20 protein-coding genes and 2 pseudogenes are annotated in these 19,457 nt (G+C 50.3%); 19 read left to right on the top strand and 3 right to left on the bottom strand.

What is annotated here, in order from left to right; genetic code table 11:
• Nucleotides 1-4: 4 nt before the first annotated feature.
• From DXD02_RS12745 to DXD02_RS12725, 5 genes are all read left to right on the top strand, one after another.
• A complete protein-coding gene (locus tag DXD02_RS12745; RefSeq protein WP_022463175.1) occupies nt 5-934 on the top strand; it encodes a carbohydrate ABC transporter permease in 930 nt (309 codons plus the stop codon).
• Between the two features lie 138 nt (nt 935-1,072).
• On the top strand, nt 1,073-2,713 hold the full coding sequence (locus tag DXD02_RS12740) for an extracellular solute-binding protein (RefSeq protein ID WP_118666936.1): 1,641 nt from the start codon (nt 1,073-1,075) through the stop codon (nt 2,711-2,713).
• A gap of 212 nt (nt 2,714-2,925) precedes the next feature.
• On the top strand, nt 2,926-4,224 hold the full coding sequence (locus DXD02_RS12735) for an alpha-L-fucosidase (RefSeq protein ID WP_256372647.1): 1,299 nt from the start codon (nt 2,926-2,928) through the stop codon (nt 4,222-4,224).
• 27 nt (nt 4,225-4,251) lie between these two features.
• Complete coding sequence (locus tag DXD02_RS12730; protein WP_118660427.1) at nt 4,252-5,265, top strand: glycoside hydrolase family 18 protein; 1,014 nt, start codon at nt 4,252-4,254, stop codon at nt 5,263-5,265.
• Nucleotides 5,266-5,418: 153 nt separating this feature from the next.
• Nucleotides 5,419-7,956, top strand: coding sequence for a transglutaminase domain-containing protein (locus tag DXD02_RS12725; protein WP_055221449.1), 2,538 nt, complete (start codon nt 5,419-5,421; stop codon nt 7,954-7,956).
• A gap of 48 nt (nt 7,957-8,004) precedes the next feature.
• Here DXD02_RS12725 and DXD02_RS12720 read toward each other — a convergent pair whose 3' ends face one another.
• Together DXD02_RS12720 and DXD02_RS12715 are read right to left on the bottom strand one after the other, a co-directional pair.
• Nucleotides 8,005-8,607, bottom strand: a complete 603-nt coding sequence (locus DXD02_RS12720; protein ID WP_118640978.1) for an HAD family hydrolase — start codon at nt 8,605-8,607, stop codon at nt 8,005-8,007.
• Nucleotides 8,604-8,840 carry a hypothetical protein gene (locus tag DXD02_RS12715; RefSeq protein WP_118660430.1) on the bottom strand — a complete coding sequence of 79 codons (237 nt, stop codon included), beginning with the start codon at nt 8,838-8,840 and terminating at the stop codon, nt 8,604-8,606. The genes DXD02_RS12720 and DXD02_RS12715 overlap by 4 nt, the downstream gene beginning before the upstream one ends.
• A 191-nt stretch (nt 8,841-9,031) precedes the next feature.
• On the opposite strand from DXD02_RS12715, the gene DXD02_RS12710 reads away from it, so the two are divergent.
• From DXD02_RS12710 to DXD02_RS16285, 14 genes and pseudogenes are all read left to right on the top strand, one after another.
• Nucleotides 9,032-9,433 (top strand): hypothetical protein, encoded by a 402-nt coding sequence (locus tag DXD02_RS12710; protein WP_022463182.1) that lies wholly within the window; start codon nt 9,032-9,034, stop codon nt 9,431-9,433.
• A gap of 21 nt (nt 9,434-9,454) precedes the next feature.
• Nucleotides 9,455-10,294 (top strand): DUF5685 family protein, encoded by an 840-nt coding sequence (locus DXD02_RS12705; RefSeq protein ID WP_118666935.1) that lies wholly within the window; start codon nt 9,455-9,457, stop codon nt 10,292-10,294.
• Nucleotides 10,295-10,300: 6 nt separating this feature from the next.
• The gene (locus DXD02_RS12700) at nt 10,301-11,008 is read left to right on the top strand and encodes a DnaJ domain-containing protein (protein ID WP_055221390.1); all 708 of its coding nucleotides are present in this window, start codon (nt 10,301-10,303) and stop codon (nt 11,006-11,008) included.
• A gap of 288 nt (nt 11,009-11,296) precedes the next feature.
• The gene (locus DXD02_RS12695) at nt 11,297-12,676 is read left to right on the top strand and encodes an aminopeptidase (protein ID WP_055221450.1); all 1,380 of its coding nucleotides are present in this window, start codon (nt 11,297-11,299) and stop codon (nt 12,674-12,676) included.
• A 25-nt stretch (nt 12,677-12,701) separates the two neighbouring features.
• Nucleotides 12,702-14,051: a hemolysin family protein gene (locus DXD02_RS12690; RefSeq protein WP_022463186.1), complete on the top strand. Its 1,350-nt coding sequence runs from the start codon at nt 12,702-12,704 to the stop codon at nt 14,049-14,051.
• Nucleotides 14,052-14,059: 8 nt separating this feature from the next.
• Nucleotides 14,060-14,536: an Lrp/AsnC family transcriptional regulator gene (locus tag DXD02_RS12685; protein ID WP_055221452.1), complete on the top strand. Its 477-nt coding sequence runs from the start codon at nt 14,060-14,062 to the stop codon at nt 14,534-14,536.
• A gap of 110 nt (nt 14,537-14,646) precedes the next feature.
• The gene (locus tag DXD02_RS12680; protein WP_055221393.1) at nt 14,647-15,153 is read left to right on the top strand and encodes an SEC-C metal-binding domain-containing protein; all 507 of its coding nucleotides are present in this window, start codon (nt 14,647-14,649) and stop codon (nt 15,151-15,153) included.
• 82 nt (nt 15,154-15,235) lie between these two features.
• Nucleotides 15,236-15,787 carry a 4'-phosphopantetheinyl transferase family protein gene (locus DXD02_RS12675; protein WP_117802514.1) on the top strand — a complete coding sequence of 184 codons (552 nt, stop codon included), beginning with the start codon at nt 15,236-15,238 and terminating at the stop codon, nt 15,785-15,787.
• A 57-nt stretch (nt 15,788-15,844) separates the two neighbouring features.
• A complete protein-coding gene (gene spoIIIAA, locus DXD02_RS12670) occupies nt 15,845-16,852 on the top strand; it encodes a stage III sporulation protein AA (RefSeq protein WP_055228503.1) in 1,008 nt (335 codons plus the stop codon).
• A complete protein-coding gene (locus tag DXD02_RS12665; RefSeq protein ID WP_055221399.1) occupies nt 16,852-17,367 on the top strand; it encodes a stage III sporulation protein AB in 516 nt (171 codons plus the stop codon). Before spoIIIAA ends, DXD02_RS12665 begins: the two co-directional genes overlap by 1 nt.
• A gap of 27 nt (nt 17,368-17,394) precedes the next feature.
• Nucleotides 17,395-17,589: a stage III sporulation protein AC gene (gene spoIIIAC / locus DXD02_RS12660; RefSeq protein WP_022463192.1), complete on the top strand. Its 195-nt coding sequence runs from the start codon at nt 17,395-17,397 to the stop codon at nt 17,587-17,589.
• A gap of 29 nt (nt 17,590-17,618) precedes the next feature.
• On the top strand, nt 17,619-18,002 hold the full coding sequence (locus tag DXD02_RS12655) for a SpoIIIAC/SpoIIIAD family protein (RefSeq protein ID WP_055221401.1): 384 nt from the start codon (nt 17,619-17,621) through the stop codon (nt 18,000-18,002).
• Nucleotides 17,989-19,275, top strand: a complete 1,287-nt coding sequence (locus DXD02_RS12650; protein ID WP_055228504.1) for a stage III sporulation protein AE — start codon at nt 17,989-17,991, stop codon at nt 19,273-19,275. The genes DXD02_RS12655 and DXD02_RS12650 overlap by 14 nt, the downstream gene beginning before the upstream one ends.
• A pseudogene (locus DXD02_RS16285) lies at nt 19,247-19,378 on the top strand (DUF6783 domain-containing protein); the annotation flags it as partial. The gene DXD02_RS12650 and the pseudogene DXD02_RS16285, both read left to right, overlap by 29 nt.
• Here DXD02_RS16285 and DXD02_RS16280 read toward each other — a convergent pair.
• A pseudogene (locus DXD02_RS16280) lies at nt 19,328-19,456 on the bottom strand (DUF6783 domain-containing protein); the annotation flags it as partial. The pseudogenes DXD02_RS16285 and DXD02_RS16280 overlap by 51 nt on opposite strands.
• Nucleotide 19,457 lies beyond the last annotated feature (1 nt).

The following is a 19,457-nucleotide window of genomic DNA, read 5'->3' as shown; positions in this document are numbered from 1 at the left end:
AAACATGAGTAAAGAAAATACCGCAGTGACAAAAAAGAAAATAAAACGCTGCAAAGAGGACGTCGTTTTTGACGCAGCCTGCTTCATTATCCTGACGCTGGTTCTGTTTGTTGTGGCATATCCGCTGTACTGGGTTATCATTTCATCCATCAGTGCGCCAAGCGCCGTATCGAGTGGTAAAGTACTGCTTCACCCGATCGGATTTACCCTGAAGGGCTACGCAGAAGTATTTAAAAACGACCAGGTTATGAGAGGCTTTTTAAACTCCCTGATCATCACCTTCTGCGGTGTCATGGTCAACCTGATCGTAACGCTTCCGACATCATATGCACTTTCCAGAAGCAATTTCTCCGGAAAGAAACCGATCACCATTTTTTACCTGATCACCATGTTCTTCGGCGGCGGTCTGATCCCTACCTATCTGGTTATTCAGAGACTGCAGATGCTGAACACGATCTGGGCACTGATTCTTCCGGGATGCTTAAGCGTATACAACATGATCGTGGCAAGAACCTTCTTCAAGTCGAACATTTCGGAAGAGCTGTATGAGGCAGCTGAAATTGACGGCTGCACCCAGGCGAGATTCTTTTTCCAGATTGCACTTCCGCTTTCCAAAGCGATCATCGCAATTCTGGTTCTGTACTATGGTGTCGGTCACTGGAACTCATACTTCTCAGCACTCGTTTATATTTCGGACAAAGCAAAGTATCCGTTGCAGCTGGTTCTGCGTAACATCCTGATCACGAACCAGACCGCGCTGTCCCAGACAGCAACAACTGCGGCAGCAAGAGCAGCACTGCAGGAAAAACAGCAGCTGATCGACGTTATGAAATACTCGCTGATCATCATCAGCAGTATCCCGGTTCTGGTTATGTACCCACTGGTGCAGAAGCACTTTGTAAAGGGTGTTATGATCGGATCCATGAAGGGTTGATTTACAAGAAGAAGTTTTTTTAACGATTTATCTGCCGCACGGGAAACGGCGGTATGTAAATAAAGAGTCCGGACAACGGACAGGCAAAAGCGCTTCCGGCGGGAAAATGCCGCCGGAACAACACAGGAGGGAAAAATCATGAAAAGAAAAGCAGTCGCAGCAGTTTTAACTGCAGTAATGGTGGCATCTATGTTTACCGGATGTGGAAGTGATAATGGAAGCAGCTCGGCAAAGAGTGCTTCTGCAGCATCCGCAGCATCCGCAGCAAACGACACCGTGGATGAGGACGGAAAAGTAAACGGCATTATGTATCAGGAAGGTCTTCCGCTGGTAGACGAGGGAGATTACACCTTCTCTATCTTCTGCGATGATTCCAGCGAATCCGGCGAGTTTATCATGCTCGATGAGTTCAAAAAACAGACCAATGTAGACGTTGACCTGAAAATTTATCCATACGAAACAGCAACGGAGAGACTGAATCTGGATCTGAACTCCGGAGATTACGCGGATGTGATCGGCGGATGGACCTTAAGCGATAATGCAATCCTCACCTATGGTGTAAACCAGGGCGTATTCATTCCGCTGGAAGATTATTTTGAGAAATACTGCCCGAACATTTCTGCTATCCTGGATCTGCCGGGTGTAAGAGAAAAAATGACAGCACCGGACGGACACATCTACACGATTCCGTACGTATGCGCCGATGCAACCGTTGGATACAGCCCATACATCAATACGAAATGGCTGGAAAATGTTGGTATGAGCATGCCGACCACGACAGACGAGTTTGAGGCAGTTTTAAAAGCATTCAAAGAGCAGGATGCAAACGGCAACGGCGACGCTTCCGATGAAATCCCGTTCTCTACAGACCCGAACAACAAACATATCGAGGCTATGGCCGGTTACTTCGGACTTCCGATGAACAAACTTGGTATTGCAATCCAGGATGAAAAGGTTGTTTACGGCGGTGTCAGCAATACGTACCGTGAGTTCCTTTCCTGGTTCCACAAACTGTATGCAGATGGACTCGTAGACGTAGAGCTTTATACACAGGACAGCTCCACCTGGGAAGGTAAAGGAAATCAGGACCTGTACGGCGTTTCCATCGCATACGGAAGCGGAGAGTTTACCGGAATCCCGGCTGCAGAGGAAAGAGGCGATTTCGATTCCATGCCTGTTCTGAATACAGACAAAGGCGGAATCTGGCTGCGCGATACGGAAGGCTTCAGCGTATACAGAACCCAGGCTGTCATCACAAACAAGGCAGAGCATCCGGAAATCATCTGCCGCTGGTTTGACAATGCATTCGCACTGGAGAACGGCATCGGCTGCAACAGAGGACCGGTTGGTGTGATTGTAAACAAAGAGGATGACGGATACCATGCGATTGACACCACCACACTGTCTGAGGAAGATCAGGAAAAATATTCCTGGAGCAATCTGTGGCCGCAGTCTCTGCCGAAATATCTGCCGGCAGACTTCGAGTTTGTAGAAGAGCATCCGATGTATGATGAGAAAAAAGCAACAGAGGAAGCTTATGAGGCAAATCTGACCAAAGAGATTATTCCGTCCTACTGGATTGACCTGGATAAGATTGATACCTTCTCTGATACGAACACAGCAATCAAAGATTTCTTTGAGCAGCAGCAGGCGCAGTTCGTATGCGGCGAGCTTGACATCGACAACGATGCTGACTGGCAGGCTTATGTAGACGGTATGTACTCTCTGGGACTTGAGGACTGGGTAGCAACTCAGGGTATTGAGGAAATCGCGAAATAAATAGGAAAAGGTAATGATATTTCCTATGGAATGAAAAAAGGCATATTACAGTGTAAAACGGTAATATGCCTTTCTTTTTGGGCAAGAACTGATACAATGGGAAGGAACAATAAAGGGGTAATTGGATCGGATAAAAAAGCTATGCCCGGAGTCTTTTTTTCTTAACTTTTACGGGAACAAAAAAGAATCCGGGAGTACAAAAAAAGGAGGATCTGGAAGATATGATGCAGGACTGGTTTCGGAACGCAAAGCTGGGCATTTTTATCCATTATGGGATTTATGCGGTGGGTGATGTGTCGGAGTCATGGTCGTTCCACAACGGAAATATCTCTTATGAAGACTACATGAAACAGTGTGAAGGCTTTACGGCATCGAAGTTTGATGCAAAAAAATGGGCGGAGCTGTTTCAAAAAGCAGGTGCGCAGTACGTGGTTATGACAGCAAAGCACCATGACGGCGTGGCACTGTTTGACACCGGATACAGTGATTTAAGTGTTGTGAAGAAAACGCCGGCAGCGCGCGACCTTGTAAAAGAGTATACAGCCGCCATGCGTGAGGCAGGTCTGAAAGTCGGCCTTTATTATTCGCTGATCGACTGGTCGGATCCGCGGTATCGCACGGTTTACCCGGAAGGAATGAAAAAAGAAGACTGTCTGAACGATATCTATGGTTCCCCGGCCGGAAAAGAGGAGGAGCCGCAGAAATGGCAGGAGTTTCTGGAATTCAACAATCATCAGTTAAAAGAACTGATGTCGAATTACGGAACGGTGGATCTTTTATGGTTTGATGGTGACTGGGAACGGAGCGCGGCACAGTGGAAGATGCCGGAATTCAGGGAATATCTGCATACGCTGAATCCGAACGTTGTATTGAATTCGAGAATGCAGGGCTACGGAGATTATGAGACACCGGAGCAGGGAATTCCGCTGTACGGACCGAAAGGCGAGTGGGAATTCTGTACGACGATCAATGATTCCTGGGGATATCGTCCATCGGACAATGATTACAAGAGCAGCGGCCAGATCGTGCGTATGTTCTGCGACTGTATTACCCTCGGCGGAAGAATGCTGCTGGACATCGGACCGAAAGAGGACGGAACGCTCGATGAACGTCAGGAGAAGGTGCTGCTGGATCTTGGCGGATGGATTCATGACCACGAGGAAGCGGTATTTGGAACAGAAAAAGGACTGGATTACAATCATTTTCTCGGCGGAAGCACGATTTCGGCGGATCAGAAGACGATGTATCTTTTTGTCTATGATAAGCCGCAGGAGACGCTGTGCGTGAAAGGCATTAAAACGCCGGTAAAAAGGGTGACGGTTCTGCATACGGGAGAAGAACTTCGGTTCTCCTATACGGGTTCCCTTCCATGGAGCGGTATTCCGGGAACACTCTGGATCTGGGCCGGCGAGATGAGTATTCATCCGTTTGCAACGGTTGTGAAGGTAGAGCTTGAGGATGAGATCACCTACAATCTGGGACACGGGGAAGTCGTAACCTTTAATGAGTAAAACGATTCGGACAGAGGAGCTTATGAGATGAAGAGAATAATTGGCTATGTAAATACGGCGGACTTAAATCATATGCGAGAAGAGGATGTGCGGGCACTTACCGTGATCAATATTGCATTTGGTCTGATCCGGGACGGAGAAGTTGTATGGGATGCAAAGGATGCACGGGATGGAATAGTATCCATTCGGAAAAGCAACCCGGAGCTGAAAATTGTATTGTCCGTAGGAGGCTGGGGAGCAGACGGCTTTTCCCAGTCGGCGAGAACAAAAGAGGGAAGAGAGCGGTTTGCTGCGAGTGCGCTTGCAATTGTGAAGGAGTATGGTCTGGACGGTATTGATATTGACTGGGAGTATCCGGGCACATCGCTGGCAGGAATTGCGTCGGACAGATCGGATAAAGAGAATTATACGCTGCTTCTGGCGGAGCTTCGGAAGACACTGGACGCGTACAGAGAAGGCATGCTTGTAACGACAGCAGTCGGCGGAGATGTTTATTTTGCACTGCAGACAGATATGAAGGAGGCCTCCCGGTATCTGGATTATGTGCAGCTGATGACGTATGATCTGCAGGGCGGTTTCCAGAAGGTGACGGGACATCATGCGGCGCTGTATCACAGTGAGGGAAACCTGTTTGACGCATGTGTGGAGAAGGCAGTGAACGGTTTTGCAAATGCAGGCGTTCCAATGGAGAAGCTGATCCTTGGCGTACCGTTTTATTCCAGAAAATGGGATGGAGTAAAAGGCGCCGGATGCCGCAACGGGCTCGGAATGGAAGCAGAGACGGTCGGAGGATATGGCGGTGACTATGGCGAGCTCAAAGAGAGCTGGATCGGAAAGAGGGGATTTATCCGGTATTGGGATGAGCAGGCAAAGGTTCCGTATCTGTTTGACGGGGAGACATTTATCAGCTATGAGGACTGTGAGTCGCTTGGGGTGAAAATTGCGTACCTGAAAGAAAAGGGCATGGGGGGCATTATGTTCTGGGAGTATAAATGCGATCCCAGCGGAGAATTACTTTCATTTATAAAGAAAAATATGTAGCGTAGTGACCCACAGCCGGTATGTGAAAAGGCTCCTCGCTCCGGTGTTCCTGAAAAATCGCAAGGAATCCTTTTTCACATGGCGTCTGCCGCCGGTGGGCGGATGTACGTTGTGGAGACGGATAGAAAAAAAGAGGAAGGGATAGATAGAATCATGATCTCAGAAAATTTAAGAAAATATGCAACGGAAAAATTTGAGAGACGGAGAGAGCTTCTGGCTCCGGTGATGCCTGTTATCGAAGAAAAATTAAAACAGTGCAGTGAGGAAGAGGCTGTGCTGATGAAGTTTCTGTATGGTACGATGCCGGTAAGGGATGCGGGAGAATATGGATTTGACCTTTTTCTTTCGTACGTGAAGCATGCGCTGATGCTGCGGGAGAAGGTGGCATGGTGTAAGGAACTGCCGGAGGATGTGTTTGTAAACTATGTGCTGTATGACCGGATCAATTCCGAGGACATTACGGACTGCAGACCGTTTTTTTATGAGCAGATTATGGGGCGTGTAGCCGGAATGAGTCTTTTAGAGGCGATTCTGGAGATTAATTACTGGTGTGCGGAGCATGCGACGTATGAGGCGACGGACGGCAGAACGGCATCTCCGATGACAATGTATCGGAGTGGAAAGGGACGCTGCGGCGAGGAGTCTACGTTTGCAGTTACGGCGTATCGGAGTGTCGGTATTGCGGCGCGGCAGGTCTATACACCAAGATGGGCGCACTGTGATGACAATCATGCCTGGGTTGAGGTGTTTGTGGACGGCGAGTGGCATTTCCTCGGCGCCTGTGAGCCGGAAGAAGTGCTGGATACCGGCTGGTTCTCCGGTCCGGCGAATCGGGCAATTCTGATTCATACGCGGAACTTCTCGGATTATGTAAAGGAGAGTAACGAGGAGTATCTTGGAAAAGAAGGGGCGCTGTACTACTTTAACCATACAGATTTTTATGGCAGAACGAAGCTGGTGAAGATTCTTGTGAAGGATGAGAATGGAAAACCGGCTGCAGGAGCGCATATTGCGGTTGAAATCCTGAATATGGCAGAGTTTTTCCCGGCTGCAGTGATGATTGCGGATGCGGACGGAGAAGTTCGGATGACACTTGGCCTTGGCGATATCCGGGTACGGGCATTTGACGGAATACGCCGGGCGGAAGCCATGATGCGGATTGAGGAGGAGGATTCGCTGGAACTGGTGCTTCGTGAAGAGGCGGTTCCGGAAGCGGATGACAGGTGGCAGACGCTGGAAATCCGGGCACCGAAGGAAGTGCCGGTACGGAATATCGTTGCCACAAAGGAGCAGAAGGAGCGAAATGCGGCACGGATGGCAGAGGCGGAACGGCTTCGGAAGGCACGGTTTGCAGCATGCTTTGATGAGAAAAAGGCTGCTGCGTATCCGGAAGCGGAAGAGATTTTCCACCGGGCAGGAGAGAATTTTGAGGAGGTTTATACATTCCTTTCCAAAGATGAAAATCCGAACCGGAAGAAGCTGCTGTTTTCGCTGGCATTAAAGGATGCGAAGGACTTGAAGGCATCCGTTTTAGAGGATCATCTCGACTGTGAGCAGGGGGATCTTCCAGAGGAGATTTTCAGAAAGGATCTTCTTTGCCCGCGTATTTTCCTCGAGGAGCTGACGCCGTATCGGAGCATGATCCGCGGATTTTTTGAAGAGGAGACAAAACGCAGCTTTGTGGAGCAGCCGGAACGGATTCTGGATTATCTTAAGAAGAATATTACCTTCCATGCAGAAGAAGAGTATGACACGATCATGGCAACACCGGTCGGCGTCCTTACGATGAAACAGGGAAGTCCTCTGGCGCAGAAGATTCTGTTTGTGGCAATCTGCCGGAGTCTCAATGTAGCGGCAAGACTGAATCCGGTGACCCTGGAGCCGGAGTATTACCGTGATGGGGCATTCCACAGTGTGGAAACAGAAGCTGCTGTTTTGAAGGATGAAACGGAAAGTGCGGTTCTGACACTGAATGCGGAGGATGGAAGCGCATGGAAGTATTATCAGACGTGGACCATCGGAAAGTGGAACGGAACAGTGTTTGAGACGCTGAATTACGAAGAAACCGCATTCGACGGAAAAACACTGGATCTGACCCTGGAGCCGGGCTGCTATCGTCTGATTACAAGTATGCGTATGCCGAACGGTGACCAGCATGCCGCATACCGCGTGTTTGAACTGAAGGCGGGAGAAGCAAAAGAGATTTATCTGGAAACCGTGAAAAAAGAGCTGGATGAGCTGTTAGAGCACATCGAACTGCCGGAGATCACGCTGGAGGATCTGGATGGAAAGGCGCATACCCTGAACGATCTCACCAAAGACGGCCCGATCCTTCTGGCCTTCCTCGGAACCGGAGAGGAGCCGACCGAGCATGTTCTGAATGAGCTGATCGAAATCGCAGAGAAGTGGAACGCAAAAGACGCTGCCATGGCAGCCGTTCTCCGCACGAAAGCCGACCTGGAAAACACGACTTTCCAGAAAGCCCGCGCAGCAATCCACAACATGTCCCTCTACCTCGACCCATCCGACGACGCCCCGGCGATCGCCGAAAAAATGGGAATCGACGCAGAAAAACTCCCACTGCTGATACTCGCATTGCCGGGAAACATCGGCGGACGCGCTTATGCCGGATATAACGTCGGCAGCGTCGGACTGATGCTGCGGCTGATGGAAGAGGCGGCGAAAGCGTAAGTTAATACTAAAAAACAGGCTGACGCACGAATGCGGCAGCCTGTTTTTTTAAAGAACGCCCAGTTTTTTCAACTGTGCCACGCCATCTTCATATCCCGTAAAATGAATTCCATGAATCCCTGCCTGCTCTGCGGCCTCGACGTTTGCTTTGGTGTCGTCGAGGAATACGCAGCGGTCCGGGGTGAGGGAGAATTTCTGGATCAGGTGCTGGTAGATCTCCGGTTCCGGTTTTGTTAAATGGCAGGTGTAGGAGAAGAGGGTTCCGTCCATGTAGGGGAGGAAGGGCATTTTCTCTTTGGTGCGCTCGAAGAGGTCTCCGGAGTAGTTGGAGAGGATGTAGAGGCGGTAGCCTTTTTCTTTTAAGGAGCGTACCCAGCTTTCTGCATACGGCAGCGGGGTGATGGTTTCCTCGCAGTGGGCGAAAACCTCTTTGATTTCTTCGGTGTATTCCGGGGCGAGGGAGCAGAATCCTTTTACAATCTCCTCTGGTGTGAGAATTCCGCGGTCGAACTGGCGCCAGTAAGGGCTTTCGAAGGTTGCGGCGGTGATTGCTTTCGTTTTTTCCGGACCGAAAGCAAAGCGTTTCAGATAGGACTCGTAGTCCCAGTTGACGAGTACGCGGCCTACATCAAAAATAATGGTATCAATCATGACTGTTTTTCTCCTTTGTCTGATTTGTCGTTCTCATCGCGGTGCGACAGAACCTTGGCAACCAGCATCATGGCATAGATGAGCACTGGTACGGTAATTGCACAGTAGAGGCAGACTGTCAGCGCCTTGTGTGCAAACGGCGTGTCGATAAACGCAAAAATCATGGCGCCAAGCCCGAATCCGATCAGGAACGCGATGGCGAGAAGGGCTCCGATCTGTTTGAGTCGTTTCATAAAAATCTCCGATCGTTTACTGAAAATAAAATATAAAGAAACATAACCAAGTGTAGCACAGTTGAAAAGAAACATCCACCGCAAGTTTTAAGAATTTTTTAGAAAAAATTAATGGCGCTTTCGATTGCTTTTTTCCCTCAAAAGGGATAGAGTATTGGCATATACTTTGAAAAAGGAGAAACGAGAACAAAATGGATAAACTGAAAGAAAAACTTTCCCGCCTGATGTACGGCCGCTACGGCATCGATCAGCTGGGCAATTTTATGATGTGGGCGGCAGTTGCCATGATGATTTTCGGAGCGGTTGTACGGAGCTCCCTTATCTACACCCTGGCACTCGTCCTGATCGTCTGGGCGGATGTGCGCATCATGTCCAAGAACCATTCCAAACGGTATGCGGAAAACCAGAAATTCCTGGAACTGAAAAACCGCGTCGTCGGATTCTTCCGAGGCGGAACCCGTGCATTCAAGGATAAAGAGCACTGCTACTTCCGCTGCCCGTCCTGCCATCAGCAGGTGCGTGTACCGAAAGGAAAAGGCCATATCGAGATCCGCTGCCCGAAATGCGGAACAAAATTCATCAAAAACACCTGATAAAAAGGAGTAGTGCGATTCATGTTTGGTTATGTGACCATCCGAAAGGATGACCTGAAAGTCAAAGATTACAACAAATATCAGGCATACTACTGCGGTCTGTGTCAGGATATCAAAGAGGCGTATGGAAAAAAGGGTCAGGCGATGCTGACGTTTGATATGACATTTCTTTCCATCCTGCTGACCGGGCTTTATGAGTGTGAGACAAAAGAAGAGGAGCATTACTGCTTTCTTCATCCCGGCAAAAAACATAAATGCCTGCGGAACAAATACACAAAATACTGCGCAGACATGAACGTGCTGCTCGCCTATTACAATCTGCTGGATGACTGGGAGGACGAGAAAAACTACGCGGCGTTTACAGCGGCAAAGGCTTTGAAAAAATCTGTGACACGCATCGAGGCATCGTATCCGCGCCAGACGAAAGCAGTGCAGGATTACATCGAAAAGCTGCATGCATGTGAGAAGGAAAATAATCCAGACCTCGATCTTGCGGCGGGCTATACCGGAGAGGTGATGGCGGAGATCTATATTCCGGAGGAGGACATCTGGAGCGATGATCTGCGCCAGGTCGGCTTTTACATCGGAAAATTCATTTACCTGATGGATGCGCTTGATGACGTGGAAAAAGATAAAAAGAGCGGAAACTACAACCCGTTTCTGTCCATCGCAGATCAGCCGGACTTCGAGGAAACCGCAGAAAAAATCCTGCTGATGATGACGGCGGAAGCGTCGCGTGCATTTGAAAAACTTCCGATCCTGGAAAATGTAGACATTCTGCGAAATATATTGTATGCTGGTATCTGGGAAAAATACGAAATGAGAAAAAGCGCAAAAGAGCGCCAAAAAGAGGAGAAATAAAGACTGATGACAGATCCATATGAGGTGCTGGGCGTGTCCCGCGGGGCTTCGGACGATGAAATCAAAAAAGCATACCGAAAACTCAGCCGGACGTATCACCCGGATGCCAATATCAATAATCCGAATAAAGCAGAAGCAGAAGAAAAATTCAAACAGGTGCAGCAGGCGTACAAACAGATCATGGATGAACGCGAGCACGGCACCTCTTACCAGAGCGGAGGTTCGTCGTATGGCGGAGATGCTTACGGCGGCTATGGCCCGTTCGGCGGCTTCGACCCATTCGGCGGCGCGTACGGAAACGGCGGCTCCGCACGGAATGATTATGGAAATTCCGAGCAGGAAATGCGGCTGCAGGCGGCAGCCAACTACATCAACAGCGGCCACTTCCGCGAGGCGATGAACGTGCTGAACGACATTTCCGACCGCAGCGGAAAATGGTATTTCCTGCATGCGATCGCAAATTCGCGCCTCGGCAACAACATCAATGCCGTGCAGGATGCCGAGATGGCAGTCAAATTAGAACCGCAGAATCTGCAGTACCAGCAGCTTTTAAACCAGCTCCAGGGCAGCGGCCAGTGGTATTCCGACATGGGAAGCGGCTATGGCTACGAGAGAAGTGCAGGTGATCTCGGAAAATGGTGCTGTGAATGTATGGCAATCAATGCCATCTGCAATTGCTGCTGCTGTGGCGGACGGGGATTTTTCTGCTGTTGATCAAAAAATAATTACAAGAAATGTATAAAAGTGAACATTCAGGGGAGAATAACAGTGTCATCGAAATTCCCCTGTTCGATGATACAAAAGAAAAATAAGGAAATACTTATCCTCCCCTTAAAAGCCCCGCTGCAGCCGAAAAAACGGTTCGCTGTGGGGCTTTTTTCTAACAGCCGAAAGTCCTTGTTTTTCCCATCAAAACAGATTATAATGAAAGAGATCGCAATTATGACCGGAGCAAAAAAATACGAACGGATCATAGAAAGAAAACAGAAAGAGAGAAAAGCTATGGAACGAAAAACAGCATGGAATGAGTACAAGAAAAAAGATATGAAAAAGCTGGAAAAATTAAACGCCGGCTACCGCGCATTCCTGGATCACGGAAAAACGGAGCGTGAGTGTGTAAAGGAAAGTGTACGTCAGGCAGAAGAGGCCGGATACGTAAGCCTCGACACCTATGTAAAAGAAAATCGTGCGTTAAAACCGGGTGACAAGGTTTATGCTGTATGCATGAAGAAGGCCATTGCCCTGTTCCAGATCGGAACAAAGCCGCTGACAGAGGGTATGAATATTCTCGGTGCGCACATCGATTCTCCGCGTCTTGACGTAAAACAGAATCCACTGTATGAGGACAACGGATTTACATATCTTGATACCCATTATTACGGTGGCATCAAAAAATGGCAGTGGGTAACGCTTCCGCTTGCAATCCACGGTGTTGTAGCCAAGAAGGATGGCGAAGTAGTGGATGTAGTCATCGGCGAGGATGATAACGATCCGGTATTCTGTGTGACAGATCTCCTGATTCACCTTTCCAGAGAGCAGCAGACCAAACCGGCAAGTACGGTAGTAGAGGGCGAGAACCTCGATCTTCTGATCGGAAGCCAGCCGCTGGAAGGAACAGAGAAAGATGCAGTGAAAGCCATGACCTTAAAGCTCTTAAACGACAAGTATGGCATCGAAGAAGAGGATTTCCTCTCCGCAGAGCTTGAAATTGTACCGGCAGGAAAAGCGCGTGAGCTTGGTATGGATGCCAGCATGATTCTTGCATACGGCCAGGATGACCGTGTATGCGCATACACTTCTCTTGTCGCAATGCTCGAGGTGGAAGCACCGGAGAAGACATCCTGCTGCCTGCTCGTAGACAAAGAGGAGATCGGAAGCGTCGGCGCAACCGGTATGCAGTCTCATTTCTTCGAGAACACCATGGCAGAGCTGCTTGCACTTGCAGGCGAGGGAACAGAACTGGCCCTTCGAAGATGCCTTGCTTCCTCCAGAATGCTCTCTTCTGATGTCAGCGCAGCATTTGATCCGCTGTATGCAGCAGCATTTGAGAAGAAAAACGCTGCATTTTTCGGAAAAGGTATCGTAATTAACAAATTTACAGGAGCAGGCGGAAAGAGCGGCTCAAACGATGCCAATGCAGAGTACGTCGGAGCTCTTCGCGCTATCTTTGATGATGCAAAAGTAAATTGGCAGACAGCAGAGCTTGGTAAAGTTGATGTTGGAGGCGGCGGAACCATCGCCTACATCATGTCTCTGTACGGTATGGAAGTGATTGATTCCGGTGTACCGGTTCTCAGCATGCATGCTCCATGGGAAGTAACCAGCAAAGCAGATGTTTACGAGGCCAAGAAGGCCTATGTGGCATTTTTGAAAAACGCATAAATAATATTGAGGAGGTTTGAAACGTTTGGACAGTGACATAGTCGGCAGTATTCTTTTGCAGGTCGTATTGATAGCGGTCAATGCGGTATTTGCCTGCGCGGAGATCGCTGTGGTCTCCTGCAACGACGCTAAACTGGAAAAAATGGCACAGGAGGGAAACAAAAGAGCGGCGAAGCTGTTTCATCTGACGGAACAGCCATCCCGTTTTCTTGCAACGATACAGGTGGTCATCACTCTGTCCGGTTTTCTTGGAAGTGCCTTTGCAGCAGAAAATTTTTCGGATCGAATCGTTTCTGCTCTTGTGGACGCGGGTATGAAGATTCCGGAAAAGACACTGGATGCGATTGCCGTTGTGCTGATTACGCTGCTTTTATCTTACATCACCCTGATCTTTGGCGAACTGGTGCCGAAAAGGATTGCAATGCAGAAGGCTGAGCAGATTGCGCTCGGGATTTCCGGTCTTGTAAGCGGTGCTTCGAAAGTGTTTGCACCGCTTGTGTGGCTGCTGACTGCATCGACAAACGGTATCCTGCGCCTTCTGGGGATCGATCCGGATGAGGACGACGATCAGGTGACGGAGGAAGAAATCCGGATGATGGTAGATGCCGGCAGCGAAAAAGGCGCGATCGACAATGAAGAAAAAGATATGATTCAGAACGTATTTGAGTTCGATGATCTGACCATTGATGAAATCTGCGTCCACAGAACCGATGTAGATCTTCTGTGGCTGGAAGACTCGATGGAGGAGTGGGAGCAGCTGATCCATGAAAGCCGCCATTCTTATTACCCGGTCTGTGGTGAAAATGTGGACGATATCATCGGCGTTCTGGACGCCAAGGATTATTTCCGGCTTCGCACCAAGGACCGCGATCATGTCATGAAAGAAGCAATCAAACAGCCTTATTTTGTTCCTGAAAACATCAAGGCTGCCACGCTGTTCCAGAACATGAAAAAGACCGGCAACTATTTTGCCGTGGTTCTGGATGAGTACGGCGGCATGGATGGAATTATCACCGTGCGTAACCTGATCGAGCAGCTTGTCGGGGACTTGAATGATGAGGCGGAGATCGGGCAGCCATCGGAAATTGAGCTGATTTCCACAGACACCTGGAAAATCATGGGAAGTGCCTCGTTGGATGATGTGGCGGAGGAACTGAAGATCAAACTGCCGGTCGATGAATATGAAACGTTCGGCGGCTACATTTTCGGCGAACTCGGTGCGGTTCCGGATGACGGCAGCCAGTTTGAACTCGAGACCGACGATCTCTGGATCAAGGTCATGCGGGTCAAAGAACACCGCGTGGAAAATACGGTGGTAAAGAAACTGCCTCCGAAAGAAAAAGGAGAGCAGGAGGAACGTAAGGAGAGGGAATGAAACGTGAACTGGATACAGCAGACCGGAAAATTGTGGAACTGCTGCAGGAAGATGCAAGGCTTCCGCTCAAAAGTATTGCAGACAAGGTAAGTCTCACTTCGCCGACGGTTTCGGCGAGAATCGACCGCCTGGAAAAGGACGGGGTGATCACCGGCTACCGTGCGAGTGTGAACCCGGAGGTTTTCGACTATCGGATCAAGGCATTCATCAATCTGGAGGTTGAGCCGGTGCGGAAAAAGGAATTCTATCCGTACATCACTGACTGCCCGAATGTGATCGAGTGCAACTGCGTGACCGGCGACTATTCGATGCTGATGGAGGTTGTGTTCCACACGACATCTGAGCTGGATCAGTTTATTGGCCAGCTTCAGCATTTTGGAAGAACGAAGACGCAGATCGTGTTCTCTACATCGGTGGAACACAGAGGAATTCCGCTCGGCGATACCAGAATCCCGATTCTGGAGCAGGAAGAAGAAAAAGGTTGATTTTCTGCGGACTTTCCGATATACTAAAGCGTGTTACAAAAACCGGAATCCCGCTAGGGGACGGCGCGAAAAAACGCGCTCAGAGAAACAGATAAAGGATGGATAATAACATGAGTTTATTACAGAATTGGCGTGATATCGCCTATAATCAGGAAGCAGACAAAAAACAGCTCCAGCAGTTCTGGACCAATTATTTCCTGATTGAGAAAAACATTTACGAGCAGCTTCTTTCCAACCCGGATGAAGTGGTAAAAGGAACCGTAAAAGAGCTGGCAGAGAAATACAAAGTGGACGTTATGACCATGGTTGGTTTCTTGGACGGCATCAACGACAGCCTTGTGATCCCGAACCCGATCGAGGAGATGGAAGAGGATACCGTTGTTACACTGGCTTACGATAAAGAGCTTCTGTACAAAAACATGGTAGACGCAAAAGCAGACTGGCTGTACAACCTGCCGATGTGGGATGAGATCTTCACAGAAGAGCAGAAGAAAACGCTTTACATGGAGCAGAAAAAATCCGGCACTGTAATCAAAGGCAAAAAAATCGGAAGAAACGATCCATGCCCGTGCGGAAGCGGAAAGAAATACAAATACTGCTGCGGTAAAAACGCATAAGAAAGAATTTTCGAGAAGAGACCGGGGAGCCGAAAGTTGAAAGGCTTCGCGGTCTCTTTTTCTATGAAGAGGGAGAAGCAGAATGCAGGAGACGGTAGTTTATCTGAAAAAAATTACGCAGCCGGAGGGCGAAAAAAAAGAGCTGGAACGGGAACTCTCGCAGTGCGGATGGGAGCTGTTCCGGATGGGAATGAAGGAACAGTATGGGCTGGATGGAGAAAAGATAACGATCGAACGGAATGCGCACGGAAAACCGTACCTGCCGGGGCATCCGCAGATCTGTTTTAATATTTCTCATTCGGGGGAATACGCTGCCTGCGCTTTTGCTTCCATTCCGATCGGCATGGATCTGCAGCAGCACCGCCGCGCTGCCTGGGAGCGCATGGCAGAACGGTATTTTTCCGCCGAAGACCAGAAACGCCTTGCCGCAGTGGAGAATGCTGAAACGCTGTTTTTCCGGATCTGGACCGAGGAGGAGAGCTACGGCAAGTGGAGGGGAACCGGTCTTTCGGGTTCTCTTGGAACGGAAAAGAAAGAGGGCCTCTGCACGCATTTCAGTCCGGAGAAAGGATATGAAGGCGCCGTCTGGGCAGCGGAGCCCGTGAAAATCTGCATGAAAAGAATAGAACCATAAAAACCGTGCATAACCTGTCCCGCCATCTCATATATATAACGATAAGAGGTGGTGAAGATGAAAAGGACAGGAAGACAAAAGGATATTGTTACGCCAGAGAAAAAACAGGAGCAAAGGGAACTTTTGCGCCTGTTTTCTGCGAATATACGGAAAATTCTGAAAAACACAGATCTGCTGGCCGATGACCTGCAGGAAATCCGTCTGCGGACCGGCGCGCCGCTTCTGGTGGTCGCAAAGGATCAGGAGTACTTTCTGACCCCGGACGGAGCACTGACCGGGGAGTGGGAGAAAGGTTATCCCGTCTCACCGACGGATATCCGCGATACGATGGATTACATAGGAAGTTTTTCCCTCTACGCCTACGAGGATGAACTGCGGCAGGGTTTTCTGACCGTGGAGGGCGGCCACCGGATCGGCATTGCCGGAAAGACGGTAATCGAAGGGGAAAAGGTGAAAGGCATCAGCCATATATCCTGCATCAACGTGCGGGTTGCTCATGAGAAAAAGGGCTGCGCGGACCGAGTGATGCCGTACCTTTGGGAAGACGGCCGTTTCCTGCACACCCTGATTGTCTCCGCACCCGGCTGCGGCAAAACGACGATGCTGCGCGATATCATCCGCCAGATTTCGGACGGGGAGTCGCCGTATCCGGGGCTGACCGTCGGTGTGGTCGATGAACGGAGCGAGATCGCAGGCTGCTATCTCGGCGTTGCGCAGAATGATGTCGGCATCCGCACCGATGTGCTCGACTGCTGTCCGAAGGCGGAGGGCATGATGATGCTGATCCGCGCCATGTCGCCCGATGTGGTGGCAGTCGATGAGATCGGAACGGGCGAGGACATCCGTGCGATCGAGTCCGTCGTTAACTGCGGGTGCAAGCTGCTCGCGACCGTGCATGGCAATTCCATGGAGGATATGAAGCAGAAGCCTCTCCTGAACCGCCTCGTGGAATCCCACGTTTTCGAGCGGTACATCGTGCTGGATGCGAAACCCCACGCCGGAAGCGTACAGGCTATTTTTGACGGAAGAGGAACGACACTGTACCGAAGGGAGGCGTTTCTGTGATGCGGCTTGCAGTTTTACTGGCGGCTTCTCTTGCCTGCGTCGGGATCGGCTTTGCAAAGAGTGCGGCGCTGTCGGCCCATGTGAAAGATCTGGAAACACTGCAGAAAATTATCCAGTATCTGCGTGGAGAGATTGTGACGGCGGCTTCCCCGCTGCCGGATGCGTTCTGGGAGACGGGAAGGCGGATGCGGGATCCGTACCGGGATTTTTTACAGGATATTTCCGAGGATATGCGCCGCCCGGACGGAAAGACACTGCCGGCGATTCTGGAAGAGAATACGGCAGTCCACCTGGCGGACACACGCCTTACAAAAGAAGAAAAAGAAGAGCTGCAGGAGGCCGGATGCAGCCTTGGCACCGGGGACCGCGCCATGCAGAAGGCGAATCTGGACCGGTATGAGGCACGCCTTGTGCAGCGGATCGCGGAACTGCAGAAAGGATTGCCGGAAAGGAAGAGGCTCTGTCAGAGTCTTGGAATCATGGGAGGCCTTTTTTTATTTTTGATTCTGGTTTAGGGCGTGTCTGAAAACGGAGGAGCAGGCGTGGAGGTCGGGATTCTATTTAAAATCGGGGCAGTCGGGATTCTGGTATCGGTCCTGTGCCAGGTATTAAAACACAGCGGCCGGGAAGAACAGGCATTTCTTGCAAGCCTTGCCGGTCTTGTGCTGGTGCTGTTCTGGATTCTTCCCTATATTTCCGCGCTGTTTGAGGACATCAAACAACTGTTTACAATTTAAGAGCAGGGAGAAAAAACGGAGGGGATCATATGGATATACTTCGGATCGCTGCGCTTGGTACGGCGGGCGTGCTGCTTGGAATCACAGTAAAGGGAGCAAAGCCGGAATTTGCCCTTCTTGTGACGGTCGGTGCCGGCCTCTGCATTCTTGCCGGGACCGTCGGAAAAATGCAGTATCTGCTCGGCATGCTCGCACAAATGAAATCGTATCTCCCGGTGGACTCATCGTATCTGAATACGCTGCTGAAAATGCTTGGGATCACGTATGTGGGGCAGTTTTCCGCCGGGATCTGTAAGGATGCGGGCTATTCTTCCATTGCAGGGCAGATTGAACTGTTCGCCCGCCTGGCGGTCCTTGCCGTCAGTATGCCAGTGCTGCTCGCTCTGCTGGAAACGGTTCATGATTTTCTGTAAAAAAGCCGGATGGGGCATGGCGCTGCTTTTTCTGTGTCTCATTTTCGGAACGGGAAGAACGCAGAAAATCGAAGCAGCGGTACAAAACGTGCCGGAGAGCCTGGAAGAAGAATCACGTTTGGACACCGTAGGAACAGATCAGGAGACGGAGCGTGCGGCGGTCAGAGAAAAGAAAGGACAGCAGGAGAAAGAAGCGGGGGATACCGAAACGGATCAGGCAGCAGCAGCGCAGGACGAACTTCTTGCAGAACTCGACTTCGATGCAATCCAGCAGGAAGTGGACAGCCTGCTGTCCAGCCAGCAGTTTTCTTTTGCCGGTACGGTGCGTTCTCTTTTGCAGGATGGCGATCCCTTCCGCACCTTCCGTGCCGGAAATGCCGTTCTTTCCTGTGCCAAAACAGCATTCCTTGCGCAGAAGGGGCTGATGAAGGAGCTGTTTCTCCTCGTTCTGGCAGGCGCGGTGCTCGGCAGTTTTTCCTCTCTCTTTGAAGGAAAACAGGTCAGGGACGCCAGTTTTTATATGGTCTATCTGCTTGCGCTTGCACTGATTCTGAAAAATTTCCAGTCGAGCGGGGAAAACCTGAAAGCTGTCATCACATCGCTGGTCGCTTTTATGCGGATCCTGACGCCATCCTACTATCTGGCGGCCGCGGCCGCCGGTGGTGCATCATCAGCCGTGATGTTTTATCAGATGCTCCTTCTGGTGATTCTGGCTGTCGAAAAGCTTCTGCTCGCCCTCGTTCTCCCGATGATCCATATCTATCTGCTCATCGCCCTTGTAAACGATCTTTCCGGCGAGGAGATTTTGTCCCATATGACAGAGCTGCTGGAAACCTGCGTGAACGGCCTTTTAAAATCGTCGCTCGGCGTACTTGTGGGAATGCAGATGATCCGGAATCTGATCGCACCGGCGCTCGATTCCCTGCGGCAGATGGCACTCTGGCGGACTGCCGGAATGATTCCCGGCATCGGAAATGCGGTGAATGCTGTAACCGAGTTGGTGGCAGGCTCCGCGGTGCTGATCCGCAACTGCTTTGGCGTGACGGCAATGCTGGTACTGCTCGCAGCAGGCATGGTCCCCGCCGTTCAGCTTCTCGTTTCGGGTCTTTCCTTCCGCCTTCTCGCCGCGGCGGCGCAGCCCGTCTCGGACAAGCGGATCGCGGGATGTCTTGCGGCGGCAGGAAAAGGATATGCGATGCTTCTGCGTCTCCTTCTGACCGTAGAAGTCCTGTTTCTGCTGACGATTGCAATCCTGGCGGGAACTTTTTCCTAGAGCTTGTCTGAAAAAGGCTTTTCGCAAGCTGCGAGTCCCAGTTTGTGGGAGATTTTATCCGAATGAGGGCGGCGTAGCGGGCTACGGCAACCGAATGAGGGTAAAATATACCGCAAAGTGGGGCTTGCAGCTTGCGGAAATGGTTTTTCAGACACGCTCTAGCGTGTAGTTGGGCAGGCAGC

The sequence above is a fragment of the Blautia sp. TF10-30 genome, from assembly GCF_003481245.1.
GTDB lineage: Bacteria > Bacillota > Clostridia > Lachnospirales > Lachnospiraceae > Fusicatenibacter > Fusicatenibacter saccharivorans.
The sequence above is the reverse complement of the archived record's forward strand: the minus strand, read 5'-3'. Positions and strand labels throughout refer to the sequence as shown.